This window comes from Pseudomonas solani (genome assembly GCF_026072635.1).
In the GTDB taxonomy this organism is placed as follows: domain Bacteria; phylum Pseudomonadota; class Gammaproteobacteria; order Pseudomonadales; family Pseudomonadaceae; genus Metapseudomonas; species Metapseudomonas solani.
Genome location: NZ_AP023081.1, coordinates 2,774,012 through 2,788,221, shown reverse-complemented (window position 1 = coordinate 2,788,221; position 14,210 = coordinate 2,774,012). Strand labels below are relative to the sequence as shown.

At 65.7% G+C, this 14,210-nt stretch carries 10 protein-coding genes; 3 read left to right on the top strand and 7 right to left on the bottom strand.

The features are described from left to right. Positions 1-164: 164 nt before the first annotated feature. Positions 165-1,268, bottom strand: a complete 1,104-nt coding sequence (gbcB, locus tag PSm6_RS12580; RefSeq protein WP_043240720.1) for a glycine betaine monooxygenase reductase subunit — start codon at positions 1,266-1,268, stop codon at positions 165-167. A gap of 349 nt (positions 1,269-1,617) precedes the next feature. On the opposite strand from gbcB, the gene gbca reads away from it, so the two are divergent. Next, the gene (gbca, locus tag PSm6_RS12575; protein ID WP_021218149.1) at positions 1,618-2,907 is read left to right on the top strand and encodes a glycine betaine monooxygenase oxygenase subunit; all 1,290 of its coding nucleotides are present in this window, start codon (positions 1,618-1,620) and stop codon (positions 2,905-2,907) included. Between the two features lie 266 nt (positions 2,908-3,173). Here the strand turns inward: gbca and PSm6_RS12570 are convergent, their stop codons facing one another. After that, positions 3,174-3,551 carry an NUDIX hydrolase gene (locus PSm6_RS12570; protein ID WP_265170321.1) on the bottom strand — a complete coding sequence of 126 codons (378 nt, stop codon included), beginning with the start codon at positions 3,549-3,551 and terminating at the stop codon, positions 3,174-3,176. A 535-nt stretch (positions 3,552-4,086) separates the two neighbouring features. Between PSm6_RS12570 and PSm6_RS12565 the strand changes: the two genes are divergently transcribed. Next, positions 4,087-4,395 carry a hypothetical protein gene (locus tag PSm6_RS12565; protein WP_265170320.1) on the top strand — a complete coding sequence of 103 codons (309 nt, stop codon included), beginning with the start codon at positions 4,087-4,089 and terminating at the stop codon, positions 4,393-4,395. Positions 4,396-4,744: 349 nt separating this feature from the next. Here the strand turns inward: PSm6_RS12565 and PSm6_RS12560 are convergent, their stop codons facing one another. From PSm6_RS12560 to PSm6_RS12545, 4 genes are all read right to left on the bottom strand, one after another. Beyond that, positions 4,745-4,897 (bottom strand): hypothetical protein, encoded by a 153-nt coding sequence (locus PSm6_RS12560; protein ID WP_265170319.1) that lies wholly within the window; start codon positions 4,895-4,897, stop codon positions 4,745-4,747. Continuing rightward, a complete protein-coding gene (locus PSm6_RS12555) occupies positions 4,891-7,293 on the bottom strand; it encodes a fimbria/pilus outer membrane usher protein (RefSeq protein WP_265170318.1) in 2,403 nt (800 codons plus the stop codon). The genes PSm6_RS12560 and PSm6_RS12555 overlap by 7 nt, the downstream gene beginning before the upstream one ends. 173 nt (positions 7,294-7,466) lie before the next feature. Continuing rightward, a complete protein-coding gene (locus tag PSm6_RS12550) occupies positions 7,467-8,174 on the bottom strand; it encodes a fimbrial biogenesis chaperone (RefSeq protein ID WP_021218153.1) in 708 nt (235 codons plus the stop codon). A 329-nt stretch (positions 8,175-8,503) separates the two neighbouring features. After that, positions 8,504-9,139 carry a response regulator gene (locus PSm6_RS12545; RefSeq protein WP_265170317.1) on the bottom strand — a complete coding sequence of 212 codons (636 nt, stop codon included), beginning with the start codon at positions 9,137-9,139 and terminating at the stop codon, positions 8,504-8,506. Positions 9,140-9,304: 165 nt separating this feature from the next. Between PSm6_RS12545 and PSm6_RS12540 the strand changes: the two genes are divergently transcribed. Further along, positions 9,305-10,483: an EAL domain-containing response regulator gene (locus tag PSm6_RS12540; RefSeq protein ID WP_021218155.1), complete on the top strand. Its 1,179-nt coding sequence runs from the start codon at positions 9,305-9,307 to the stop codon at positions 10,481-10,483. An 18-nt stretch (positions 10,484-10,501) separates the two neighbouring features. Here the strand turns inward: PSm6_RS12540 and PSm6_RS12535 are convergent, their stop codons facing one another. Continuing rightward, on the bottom strand, positions 10,502-14,146 hold the full coding sequence (locus tag PSm6_RS12535) for a transporter substrate-binding domain-containing protein (protein WP_265170316.1): 3,645 nt from the start codon (positions 14,144-14,146) through the stop codon (positions 10,502-10,504). Between the last annotated feature and the right edge of the window lie 64 nt (positions 14,147-14,210).

Here is a 14,210-nt window from a genome sequence, read left to right as displayed (position 1 = left end):
CCAGCACGCCGTGCACCTCGAAGAGTCGCTGCAGCCCTTGCCGGGCGGGGCCTTCATCCAGCTGAACAACCCACAGATTCGCTGTACCAGCCTGTGGACAAGCTGTTCACCAAGCGCCAGGAGCCCCGCAGGGCGGGGCCTGGCGAGGATCGTACGTTTTCTGCTCAGTAGTCGATGGCCACGTCGCCCTTGGGCACGCTGCAGCAGGACAGGATGTACCCCTCGGCGACGTCTTCGTCAGTGATGCCGCCGTTGTGCTCCATCTCCACCTCACCGGCGGTCTTCATCACCTTGCAGGTGCCGCAGATGCCCATGCCGCAGGCCTTGGGGATGTGCAGCCCGAGCTTGGCCGCCGCCGCATGCACGGTTTCACCGGGCGCCACGCGAATGCTCTTGCCGGTGCTGGTGAAGTCCACCTGGTGCAGATCGGCTGCGGGTACGGGCGGCGCGTCCGCTGCTTCGGCCGCCAGCTCCTTCACTTCCTCGCGGATTTCCGGCGGCGTGGGGCCGAAGGCTTCCTCGTGGTAGCGCCGCATGTCGAAACCATTGGCTTCCAGCAGTCGCTTGATCGCGCTCATGTAGGGCGTGGGGCCGCAGCAGAAGATCTCGCGCTCCATGAAATCAGGGGCGATCAGCTGAAGCATCGGCTGGCTGAGGTAGCCGCGGTAGCCGGACCAGGTTTCGCCGATGTCGTATTTCTCGCAGACCAGGTGCAGCTTGAAGTTGTTGATGCGCGAGGCCATGTGGCGCAGCTCGCGGTGGTAGATGATGTCCTTCGGCGTGCGCGCGCTGTGGACGAAGACCATGTCGACGTTGGCACTGGTGTCGAAGAACCAGCGTGCCATGGACATCACCGGGGTGATGCCGACGCCGCCGGACAGGTAGAGCACCTTGTCGGCGGGGAAGTCGATGGCGTTGAACAGGCCCACCGGGCCGTGCACCGGGATGACGTCGCCTTCCTTGAGGTTGTCGTGCAGCCAGTTGGAGACCTTGCCGCCCGGCACACGCTTGATGGTGATGGAGAAGCTGTAGGGCACCGAGGGCGAGCTGGAGATGGTGTAGGAGCGCATGATCGGCAGGCCGTCGATCTCCAGCTCCAGAGTCACGAACTGCCCCGGCTTGAAGAAGAACACCATGGGCTGGTCGGCCATGAAGCAGAAGGTGCGCACGTCCCAGGTCTCCTGGACGACCTTTACGCAGCGCACCAGATGACGGCCGTTGGCCCAGGTCTGTGTCGTCACCGGATTCAGGAAGCTGTTGCTGCTCATACGCATCTCCGCGCGGCCGGACGTCGGCCCCATATGAAGCGGATTCTGCGTAAGCGAAAAAACGCCCACTTACCTAGCTGCGACATTCACATGCTCATCGCGACCTGCCAGCAGCACCAAGGGCTGCGGAGTCGGAAACGGATGTGGCCGTGTCGCCCATGGATAAGGTCGGGTCAGGCCCCGACGCCACACTCAGCCCCAGCCGAACACAAGCAATCGAGCGACATTCCCCCCTCTATCAGCGCGCTATCGGCAGCGTCGGAAGGGGAGGTGAAGCCGCCTTGCGTCATGACCGAAAGCCATATTTCGCGGCGGCCGCCCAGGGCGCCCCGCCATTGAGGAGTCAACGATGGATATCACTTCCACCCTGAGTCTGGGCGACCCGCTGGAACCGGCGCGCAAGGCGACCGCAGAGATGCTGCGCGAGCGCGACCACAGCTTCTCGCTGCCGCAACCCTTCTACAACGACGAGCGCCTGTTCCAGATCGACATGCAGGAGATCTTCCACAAGGAGTGGCTGATCGCCGGGATGACCTGCGAGATCCCCGCCAAGGGCAACTACCTGACCCTGCAGATCGGCGATAACCCGGTCATCGTGCTGCGCGGCGCCGAAGGGCAGGTGCATGCCTTCCACAACGTCTGCCGCCACCGTGGCTCGCGCCTGTGCGTCAGCGAAAAGGGCAAGGTCGCCAAGCTGGTCTGCCCCTACCACCAGTGGACCTATGAGCTGGACGGGCGCCTGCTGTTCGCCGGCACCGAGATGGGTGCCGACTTCGACCTCAAGGACTACAGCCTCAAGCCGGTGAAGGTGAAGACCGCCGGCGGCTACATCTTCATCTCCCTGGCCGAGAACCCGCCGGCCATCGACGACTTCCTCTCCACCCTGGCCCATTACATGGAGCCTTACGACATGGAGAACACCAAGGTCGCGGTGCAGACCACGCTGCGGGAGAAGGCCAACTGGAAGCTGGTGCTCGAGAACAACCGCGAGTGCTACCACTGCAACGGCTCGCACCCCGAACTGCTCAACACCCTGCTGGAGTGGGACGACGTCACCGACCCCCGCGCCAGCCAGGCGTTCAAGGACCAGGTGGCGGCCTGTACCACTGCCTGGGATGCCGAGAAGATCCCCTATGCCCACGCCAGCTTCGGCCTGCGCAACCGCATCGTGCGCATGCCGCTGCTGCAGGGCACCGTGTCCATGACCATGGACGGCAAGCAGGGCAGCAAGAAACTCATGGGCCGCATCCAGAACCCGGACCTGGGCTCCATGCGCATCCTCCACCTGCCGCATTCCTGGAACCACTGCATGGGCGATCACATGATCGTCTTCACCGTGTGGCCCATCAGCGCCCAGGAAACCGTGGTCACCACCAAGTGGCTGGTGCACAAGGACGCGGTGGAAGGCGTGGACTACGACGTGGCGCGCCTGCGCGAAGTCTGGGACGCGACCAACGACCAGGACCGCCGCCTCGCCGAGGAAAACCAGCGCGGCATCAACTCCACCGCCTACCAGCCGGGCCCCTACTCCAAGACCTACGAGTTCGGCGTGATCAACTTCCTCGACTGGTACAGCGAGCGGATGCTCAACAACCTGGGCGACGTCCCGGCTACCCGCCTGCGCCAGGTCGGCGAATAGGGCCATGAGCCTGAGCCTCGGGTTCATCCTGCTGCTCACCCTCTACGCAGCGCTGGCCTGCCGCAAAGGCCGGCGCTGAGAGGCAACACACTGAGGTCCCGCAAGGGACACCCCTCGCCCCCGTCAGGACGTCGGCCCTGGTGGGGGCTTTTTTTGCACAGGCCTCGCGCGCTCGACGCCAGGCCAACAGGCCCCGACGGCCCGGGCCTCAGCCCGGTAAACCGACACGGAGCAGGGGTCGAGGGGCCTTCCCGAATGGCGTGAGCCTATGCGCCTGGGCGCTGGCAGGTCTTGAGCAGGCGTCGGATGGCCTTGTTGATGCTGCGCTTGCCCAGGTCTTCGACTGAGAACCAGCGGCAGTCGGCGATCTCGTTCAGCGGCGTGGGCTGCTGGGATTCCGGCATCGGCGCTTCGAAAACGTAGTGAAGGGTCGTGTACAGCTCCAGGGGCGCAATGTAGTCGAGGGTCTCGACCGCGAGCCCGGTCTCCTCCACCAGTTCGCGGAACGCCGCCTGCCCAGGCGCTTCATCCGCCTCGATCCGGCCGCCTGGCAACGTCCACTTCGACTTGGGTTTGCGCACGAAGAGGATCTTGTCTTCCAGGCGGCAGATGACGGTCGCCCGTTCTTTGATTGCCCTGCCCATCTGCTCACCCCCCCTGCCACTGCGTTGAAAGACCGGAACGGTCACGAAAACCCTCGTAACCAAGGCAAGAAGGGCGCCAGACATGGCTGGCCCCCCACACGAGAACGCGCCTGTATCTAACGTTAGGCGCCCTTGGCGATATCTGCCTCACGCAGAACGTTGGAACAGGGCTTTCCGGGGAAGATTCCCGGTCTATTCGCCGCGGCAGGCGAATCCGGTCCGTACTTCGGGTGAAGACACCCGCGAAAAGCAGGCGGTAAACGAGGCGTGGATGCGCAGAAAGACCAGAAGCCCGACGGAAATTTCTGCGAGGCGGATGGAGGAGTATCCCACGTGTCACGAGGAAGTTTGTAGGTCGGATTAGTCCGACTTACCACCGAACCGGACCGGGTTCACAGCCTGGCGCCAAAGGACCGGGATAATGCGAAACCATCAGGTTCCTACAGTTAGGACCTACAAAAAATCCGGATCGCCAAAGTGTGGATCGTAGGAGCCATCTGATTTTTACTCAGTTCAGCCTGTAAGGAGTGCTGAGATGAAACGACTACTGAATATTCCCCTCCTCGCCCTCATCTGCGTCGCCGGCCTGGCCCACGCGGAAAACGCGTCACCGGCCCTAGGACAGATCACTTTCGTGGGAAGCATCTGCAAGGACCTTTGCGATACCCCTACAAGCACCTGGCTCGAACATGTAGGACGCCGCAGCGGCCTCAGCCCCATCGGCCGATCAGAGCCCAGCGGGCGCGGCCATTGTGCAGGCCTGGGTGAAACCAGCTCGGTGAGCATGACCAGCATCGCCTCCCGCACGGGCGACGCCGGGATCATCACGGTGATCTACAACTGAGGCCGTATGCCGGGCACACCGCGAACGCCGATCCGGTACGCGGCACTGCGAGCCGCCATCGCACGGGGTCGTGCATGGCGGCAAGGCGGGAAGGATTCGCTTGATCGATCAGCAAGTTGCTGGCGCGACAGCCGGAGTCCGCGGCCATCGACCTGCTGGGGCAAGCCTGCTTGCACATCGGTCAAGACCGTGCAGTGGATGGTCCAGGAGGCGCGATGAAGGCTGGCAAGCCTGCGATCGAGCGGCGAGTCCGCCGACTCGGAACCCTGGATCGCGTGCCGACCACGGACGCATCAGCACCGGTCCGAGCGCCCGCGTACATGCATGGCGAGCCGCACGGCCGGCGGAATCATTCGGCAAACGCGATCTCCGTCCGCCCGCCGAGCGCGACGCAGCGCACCTCGACCTGCTGATAGCTGGGGTCGTCCGGATCCTGTTCCGGCAGTTGGTAGTCGACTCGACAGGCCTTGTCCGGCCCTTCGCCCCAACGGACGATCAGCACACCCTCACGAGGCAGCCCGCGCAGGAATGCCCGCCCCCCTGCCCCACCATGGCCAGGGAAACGCCCTGGGCATCGATGACGTCGGAGCCCAGCGGCGCGATCTGGCCGTCCTCGCGAAGGATGCGCAGCAACACCGGCACGCCGGTGATGGTCGGGTAGCTGAGCATCACCACGGCACCATGGCGCGGGGCCACCGCCTGCTCGGTGATCTGCAACTCGACGTTGCGCAGGGTGCCGATCGGGTCGATCGCCACCTGGTTGTGGCGATAGGGGGCGAGGCCGCCGACCACCGCGTAACCGTTGCTGCCGACACGGGCGTTCATGTCGTTGCTGACATAGGCCCCTTCCGCCCCCTTGGCCTCGACGACGGCATAGGTTTCGCTCTGGCTCTGGGTGAAGTTGATCCCACCCGGGTGGGCCACCAGGCTGCCACCAATGCCGACGCTCTGCTGGCGGTAACCGGTGCCTTCGCTGTAGCTGGCGTTGAGCGACGCCGCCGGTGCGAAGTAATGGACGCTGCCGCCGGCGTTGCTCGACCGGTCGCCCTGGTCGCTGCTGCGCGAGCCGTAGAGGCTGTAGTTCATCTGCGAGCGCTCGCCCGCGACGCCGTTGAGGCTGGCCTGGGTGTTGCTGCGCTTCCCGGACTGGCTGACCGAGCTACTGAGGAAGGGCGAGCGCACATCGCGCCCCAGGGGCACGCTGAAGGACAGCAGGTACTGGTTCTCGTATCCCGAGCCCATGCGCGTCCTGCCGGCCGAGGTGCTCATGGTTCCCCAGTTGAAGCCGTTGGAGTAGCCGGCCTGGAAGGTCATGTCGCTACGCTGTCCGGCGTTCCAGTAGTTCTGTGCCGAACCGCTCAGGTAAAGGCTGCCGAAGTTCGACCCCAGGGGCTGACTGATGTTGGCCTGCAATCGGCTGCGCTGGCGGTAGAGGCGGCTATCGGGGTTGCCGACGGACTGCGCGTAGTCGCCGAACTCGAGATATCCCTCGCTGGAGAAGCGGTAGGCAGCCAGGGTGAAGTTGGTCTGGGTGCTGTCCAGCAGCTTGCTGTAGGTGACCCGGTAGCTCTGGCCGCTCCTGGGGGCGGAGTCGGCGACGGGACGCTCGGCGACATGCGAGCGGGTGACATCGAACGCGACGGCCCCCAGCCCGGTACTGATCGCGACACCACCCTGGGCGGCCATGTACTTCTCGGCCACGATGCTGCCCAGGTAGCCGGTGAAGGCGTTGGTCACTCCGCGCTGGTAGGTACCCATGACGAACTTCGGCGATGCGTCCAGGCTGCGGTCCCGGTACTCGCCGGCAGTCACGCTGAAACGGGATACACCGGGGCGCAGCAACTGCGCCACCGAGGCATAGGGCACGACGAAGGAACGCTGGCGGCCGTCGGCCTCGGTCACCGTCACCTCGATGTCACCGGAGTAACCCGAGTCGTAGAGGTCGTCGATGCTGAAGGGCCCGGGTGCCACCGTCGCCTCGTAAAGTACCGATTGCCCCTGGCGCACGGTGACCTTGGCGTTGGTTTCCGCAACGCCCCGGATCACGGGGGCGAAACCGCGCTGGGAGTCGGGGAGCATGCGGTCGTCGGAACTGATCTGCACACCCCTGAAAGGCACGCTCTCGAACAGCTCGCCGGGCGTGTAGTAGTCACCGACCGTGAGTTGCGAGCGCAGGCCGGTGAGGTCGCGCTGGGCATAGGTGCTGGCGTTGCTGTAGTGGCTGCGGGTAGGGCCGCCATCCTGGCTGGAGCGGTTGTAATAGCCGTTGGAGCGCAGGCGCCACTCACCGATGTTGAGACCGTTGTTGAGCCCCAGGGACAGCTGGTTCGAACCGACGCCGCCGCTGTGGCTGCGGTAGCCGCTGGCGTTGTAGCCGATGAAGCCGGCCGTGACGCCGGCATCCCAGTCACGGGGGTCCACGTGCCCGCGTGCCTGTCGCCCCAGGTACGCCTGCGGGATGCTCAGCTGGGCGCGCAGCTCGGACAGATCAACCTCGACCTGCGCCTGCGGCACCAGGCGATCGAGTTCGACACAAGCCTCGTTGTCCATAATCGACTGCCGTGCGGCCTGGGGGTCCGGCAGGTTCGCCAGTTCGATGCCGAAGGTGCCGACGTGCTCGGGCTTGAAGCAGTAGCGCTGGATGACCGCAGCGCCCTCGCCCTCGCTGAGCACCCGCAACTCGTGCCGCCCCTTCCAGGCCTGGTTGACGTAGATATCCAGGAGATAGGTGCCGGGAGGCAGGACGTTTGCGTTGGCGAAGCGTGACAGGTCGACGGCCTCTTCCGCACCGCTACCGAAGAACGCCGGGTTGAAGACGGCATAACGGGCCGGGGAAACGCCTTCGTCCGCGTCCACCTGGCTCCAGTCGCTGAGCGCCAGGGAGGCGGCAAGGACCACGGCCGTGACCTTGAGCCGTCCACTACGGCGCGCGAGACGCACCCTGCGGGTGCCGCGCGTAGCCGATCCCGGATACCTGTCTGAAAGAGCTTTCATAGTCGTACCTGGCGCATCGATGAATGGCGCGCGAACGATCGAGCGGCATCAGCGCCTTGCGCGCACGAGCCGCCGGCTCACGGCTCCAGCCTCGCCTCGTGCCCAATGGATGAGCCGTAGTCGTTGATCCACTTCGTCACCACCGTGGCGGCCGATCCCCCCTGCACCGCACCCGGCAGGGGGAAGTCGCGGCTTCCGAGCGGCGGCACCATCCCATCGCCGGCCTCGTGCGCCCGCCCGCCGACATTCAGCGAGACGTCGCTGAACGACACATGGAAGGCGCTGGGGTTGCTCGCTCGCAGCACGCTTTCCGCGCCGTTCTGCACCAGCCGCCAGCTGATCTGCTGGGCCGCTCCGGACGCGCTACCCGGCAAGCCGGACGGCCGATAGAAGAGTTTCAGGCGGGTGCGGATGGCGAACTGCATGGAGTTGCCGCTGTCCGCCGTGGGTTGTGGCGGGACATCCAGGAGGTTGAGCCAGAACACCGTCTCGCGGTCAGTGGGCAGTGCCTCGCCCGTGAACGCCAGGCGCAGGCTCTGCCCCTTGCCCGGGTCGAGGCGGAAGATCGGCGGCGTGAGCAGAAAAGGCGCATCGGCCTGGTCCGGCTTGCTCGACGGGTCGCCGCGATCGATCCAGGCCTGCACCAGGGAAGGCTCCGTACCGTCGTTGCTCACCCGTACGCTGATTTCCTGCTGCTTGGCGGGATAGATGAAACGGGTGCCGTTCACCACCATGCCGGCCTGCACGCTCGGCAGGAAGGTGGCGATGAAGAGTGCGGCGATCAATCGGGTGATCCTTGCAGTGGGATGCATCGGTTTTTCCTGAATGGCCGCCGCCCGGGGCGGGCCGGGCGGGTGGCGATTGGTCCTGATTCGTGGCGGGGAAGGCGGGAACGAAGGCCGCAGTGGCGGCGTGCCTTTTCCCGGGGAGGATGATATCGAGCGACACACCCGCCATCCGGCTTCGAGCACCAGGGAAAACCGTAGGAAAAGTCCTTAAAAAGCCAGGAAAAAGCCGTCAACTGCAAAAATGAGGCAGGGGTCGAATCAGCGGACGCGCAAAGTCAGAGCGCGGGAGTACGCAGGGGAGGCCCTTCACCAGGGAAGGACCCTGGCTAGGAAGCGGTGCTGTTGGCCAGGTCGTTGCGCCGGGCGAATTCGATCAGCTCCAGCAACGAGCCGAGGTTGAGCTTCTGCTGGATGCGACTCTTGTAGGTACTGACGGTCTTGTTGCTGAGCAGCATCAGGTCGCCGATCTGCTTGTTGGAGAGACCCGACGCCAGGTACTGCAGCACCATCAGCTCTTGGTTGGACAGACGTGCGACCAGCTCGGCCTCGCTGGTCAGGGCGGTCTGGCCCGCCTGCAACGCATCGGCCGGGTAGAAGGAAAACCCCGCGCTGATCGAGTTGATCGCGATGACGAGGTTCTGCAGGTCCTCTTCCTTGCTGACGAATCCCTTGGCGCCCGCCTGCATGCAGCGCTGGCAGAAGCTCTCGGCGGGTTGCGACGTGAGCACCAGCACATGGCTGTCGAGCTCCAGGGCGCGGATGCGGGCGATCACCTTGAGCCCGTCCAGGCGCGGAATGCCGATATCGAGGATGACGATGTCGGGCTCGTGCTGGCGAATCAGTTGCAGCGCATCGACACCGTTGTCCGTCTCCGCAAGCACCAGGATGCCATTGCGTTCCAGCAGCATGCGCACGGCGAGGCGGATGACGGGATGATCGTCGACTATCAGGGCACTTCTCATGTCGATATCTTCCGAGGGACACGGGCACAACGCCAAGGCAAGGCAGGTGGGGCTGCACGCTGGCGTTGATGAACTTTCCTACAAGCCAAGGGGAAGGTTCGCCTAGCTCGGCGACCGTCCCCCTAAGTACCGTAATCGGCCACGCGATTCTGCCGAGTAAAACCGATGAAGAACATAAGCATTCTGGTTCTGGAAGACGAACCCTTCCAGCGTCTGTTGGCCATGGCCGCCTTGAAAAAGCTCGGCCTGAAGGACATCTGCGGCGCCGGGGACGGCACCGAAGCACTGGCCATGCTTCAGGAACGCGGTGGCGTCGATATCGTGCTTTGCGACCTGCGCATGGCCGGCATGGACGGCCTGGCCTTCCTGCGCCACGCCAGCCAACGGGGCCTGGCACGCGCTGTAGTACTGAGCAGCGCGGTGGAGCCGGTGCTGCGCCAGGCCACCATCTCGATGATCCGCTGTCTGGGTCTGGAGTTCCTCGGCGACCTTGGCAAGCCCTTCGATATCGGTCGCGCCAACCAGTTGCTGCGCGCCTTCGATCCCGCCGTAGAACTGCCACCCGGTAAACCGGAGGTGGTTGAGATCCCCTCCCTGAGCGACTTGCTCGACGGCTTCGAGCGCGGCGAGTTCGAAGCCTGGTTCCAGCCAAAGTTCGATATGCGCAGTGGTGCACTGCAAGGTGCGGAGCTGCTCGCCCGCTGGCGCCACCCGCAATACGGCGTCCTCAGCCCGGCGCACTTCCTGGCCCAGGTCGAAAGCAATGGCCTCATCGACCGCCTGTTCTGGCAGCTCTTCGAGCAGGGCCTGACACTACAGCGTGACCTGGCCATCGTGGGGCAGCGCATCGAGTTGGCGTTCAACATCCAGCCCAGCCAGTTGAGCGACCAGAAAATGGTCGAACGTATCGCCCGCCGCCTGCAGGAAAGTGGCCTGCCCGCCGATGGGTTGAACTTCGAAGTGACCGAAACGGGCCTGCTGCGGGCACCCGCTGCCAGCCTTGAAAACCTCGTCAGGCTGCGCCTGATGGGCTGCGGCCTGGCCATGGATGACTTCGGCGCTGGCTACTCCTCGCTCGACCGCTTGTGCGAACTGCCCTTCAGCCAGATCAAGCTCGACTCTTCGTTCGTGCGCAAGCTGCAGAGCCACCCACGTTGCGCCGCGGTGGTCAGAAGCGCTGTAGCCCTGGCTAGCACGATGGACATTTCCCTGGTGGTGGAAGGGGTAGAAAGCAAGGAGCAGAAGACGCGCCTGCTGGAGCTGGGCTGCTCCCTGGCGCAAGGGTTTCTCTTCGCCCGCCCCATGGACGGCGCCGCCTTGAAGCGCCATATCGCGCAACGATGAACCGCGCTGCAGCGCAGCTCAAGCCTCCTGCAGGTGCTCGCGCAGCCCGCTCTCCAGCTCTGTCAGCGCCCGCGCAAGCGCATCGCCCGCCTGCCGCAGCCGAGCCCCATCGGGCGGCGCATCGGCAGTGGCCGCCATCAATTGCCGGCAGGCCGCTATCACCCCCGCCGCCTTGACGACCCGCGCCGCGCCGATCAGCCGGTGAGCCAGCTCGGCAAGCCCCTCGGCATCGCCCGCCTCCAGCAACGGGGCCAGGGCCACGAGATCCTTGCGGTTGGTCGCCAGCAACTCACCCAGCAGGTTTCTCACCAGCGCTTCATCGCCCCCGGTGAGTGGCTGCAGGGGGGCCAAGTCGAACAACGCCCCCTCATCCAATGGTTCCGCGCCCTGCTGGCGCTCCCGGGCATGGACCCCAAGCGCCCGCTGCAGGGCATCCAGGCCGATGGGTTTGATCAGGCATTCATCCATGCCGGCGGCCAGGCCCCGCTCGATCTCCTCGGGCTGGGCGTCGGCGGTCAGCCCGATGATGCACACCGCCGCCAGGCCCCGCTCGCGTTCCTCCAGGCGTATGGCAGCCGCCAGCTCGGCACCGCTCATGCGCGGCATGTGGCAGTCGGTGGCCACGGTATCGAAGTGCCCTTCGCGCCAGCGCTGCAAGGCTTCTTCGCCATCGCCCGCTTCCTCCACCTCATGGCCGAGGAAGACCAATTGCTGCTGCAGGATCTGCCGGTTCACCGGGTGATCGTCCACCACCAGTACGCGCAACCGCCGTGAGGCCACCACTGCAGCGACCGGCGCCGCCTCCATGGGCGGTACGGGGTCCAGGCGGTGCAGGCGCAAGCTCACATCCACCCGAGTACCGCGCCCCGGGACGCTGTCGAGGTTCAGACGCCCGCCCATCATTTCGCAGAGCGAGCGGCAGATGACCAGGCCCAGCCCGGTACCGTCCACCGGCTGGCCTGCCCGCTCGATGCGGGAGAAGGGCCGGAACAGGCGCGCCTGGTCCGCTGGCGAGATGCCGATGCCGCTGTCCTCGATGCTCAGGCTGACCCTGAGCATCCCCGCCTCCGAGGTATCTCCGTCAACGCGCACGCTGACCCGCCCATGAGTGGTGAACTTGATGGCGTTGCTCACGAGGTTGGACAGGATCTGCTTGAAACGCTGCCCATCCACCAGCACATCACCCTGGATGCTGCCGTCGATCTCCAGCGCCAGCTCCAGGCGCTTCTGACGCGCCAGGCCATCGAACACCCGGGCCACCGACTCGACCAGTTCGCGCAGGTTGGCGCGCCCGGGCGCAAGGCTGAGCCGCCCCGACTCGATGCGCGCGATATCGAGGATGTCGCCGATCAGCGTCAGCAGGCTCCTGGCGGAGCCGTAGGCGACCTGGATGCCGGCCGGGTCGATGGGCCCGCTCTCGGCGCGTTTCAGGGCCAGCTCGAGGATGCCGATCACCGCGTTCATCGGCGTGCGGATCTCGTGGCTCATGGTGGCGAGGAATGCCGTCTTGGCGCGGCTGGCGTCGTCGGCCTGGCGCTTCGCAGCCTCCAGCTCGCGGACCAGGTGATGGTGCTCGGTAATGTCCAGCCAGCCGCCAATCACACCCTTTATCGCGCCGGTGGAGTCCTGGAAGGGCTGGATCCAATGCTCGATCCACAGCCGCCGACCGCCCAGTTCCAGTTCGTGCGTGCCCTGGATCAGACCCCCGCCCTCCATAGCCTGGAGGTAGCTCTCGTGGAAGAGCGGCGCGGCTTCGAAGGTCAGTGGCAGCTCCGCCACCGTGCAGCCCAGCACCTGCTCCCGCTCCAGGCCAAGGGTCTGCAGGTAGCTGCGGTTGCAGGACAGCATCCGGCCAGCCGTGTCACGCACATAGACAGGGGGCGGCATGCTGTCGATCAGGGTTTCGATGAAGCGCAACTCGTCGTTGAGCTGCCGCTCCGCTGCCCGCCGCTTGCGCACCTCACGACGCAGGCGCAGCCCCCAGGCGAGCACCAGCCCCAACAGCACCAGGGCACCGATGACGATCTGCAGGATCAGCTGGTTGTAGTCGCGCCAGGTCTGCGCGCTCATGGCCGGGCTGCCGCGCCAACGATTGGCGGCGGCATTCAGCTCATCCGGCGCCAGGCTGCCGAGCGCCTTGTCGAGGATCGACTGCAACTCGACATCGCCGCGGCGCATCGCAAAGTTCGCGGTGGCCGGGTCGATGGGCACCAGGGACGACACCGCCAGCCGATTGCGGAACAGCCGCACCACGTAATAGCGGGCAGTGGGCAACGACACCAGCGCCGCATCGGCGTCGCCGCTGTAGACCAGGTTCATGGCATCCAGCGACGAGGCCGCCGCCAGCAGCTCCGCGCCTGGGTAGATGCCCCGGGCCTCCTCGGTCGCCACATGCCCAGCGGCGATGGCCAGACGCTTGCCATCGAGGCCGTCGAGCGGCTCGGCAAGGCCGTCTTGCGCCCTTCTCGCCACCAGCACGAAGGGATTGGTGACCACCGGCCGGGTGAAGCGCAGCGTGCTTTCACGTTCACGTCCCTGGGTGAGGATGGCCAGATCGAAACGCCCCTGGCGCAAGCTCTCCATCTGGTCGGCAAGGCTGCCCCGGCGGCTGACCGCCTCGAACTGCAGGCCGGTGCGCAGGGACACCATCTCCAGCAGGTCGGCGGCGATGCCGCGGAACTGGCCCTGGGCATCGAAGAACGCCATCGGCGCCATGTCGTCGTCGATCACCAGGCGCACGCGCGGATGGCGCTCCACCCAGCGCCGCTCCTCCGCCGTCAGCGGCAACGGCTCCAGTGCCGGCATCACGCCGCTGCCCACCCAGCGCTTGGCGATGCCCTCCAGGCGCGAGCGGCCCAGAGCGCGCAGGGCCGCATCCAAGCCGCGAAGCAATTGCGGGTCCCCAGGGCGAACGATGAAGGCCACGCCATCGGCCTGGAGCTCGGCGAAGCGCTCGAAGCGCACCAGACCATAGAAACCCCGGTTGATCCGGTAGTAAGCGGTCAGCACGTCGCCCAGGTACAGATCGGCCTTGCCGAAGGCCACCGCGGCCAGTGCCTCATCCACCGAGCCCGCCGCCACCAGGTGCGCGCCGGGGAAGCCCTGGCGCAACGCGGGATCGGTGAGGTATTCGGTGGTGGTGGCGATGGTCAGCCCGGCCATGTCGGCCGGGAATTCGCGGCCATCCTCCTGGCGGCGGAACAGCGCGGCGTGCTCGATGGCGAACGGCTGGCTGCGTGCCACGGCAGCCCCATGCAGGCCGTGACTGGATGCGCTGGCCATATCGATCTCGCCCTCCTCCAGCGCCCGGGCCACGGCGGCCTGGTCGGGCAGCCTGCGCAGGACGACGCGCATGCCGAGCATCTGGCCGACCAGCGCCACCACATCCGCCGTCATGCCCTCGAAACGGCCATCGCGCTGCAGCATCGCCAAGGGCGCCTCAATGTCGCCCGCCACCCCCAGCACCAGCTCGCGCTTCTGCCGCAGCCAGTGCCAATCGCTTTCGCCAAGGGTGAGTTCCTGCTGGTCCACCCGCAGCTGGCTGGCCAGGCGCAGGGGGATGGTTTCCTGGGAAGCGGCCCGTGCCGACAGGGCGAGCGGCAACAGCCAGAGGCTCAGGCAGAAGTACTGCACAAGTACGCGGAGTGAAATATGACGGAACACCGGGCCGACCTGTTTCTAGGCGTTGGATGAAAGGAACATTAGTTGAAGAGCGGCAGGTCGTTAA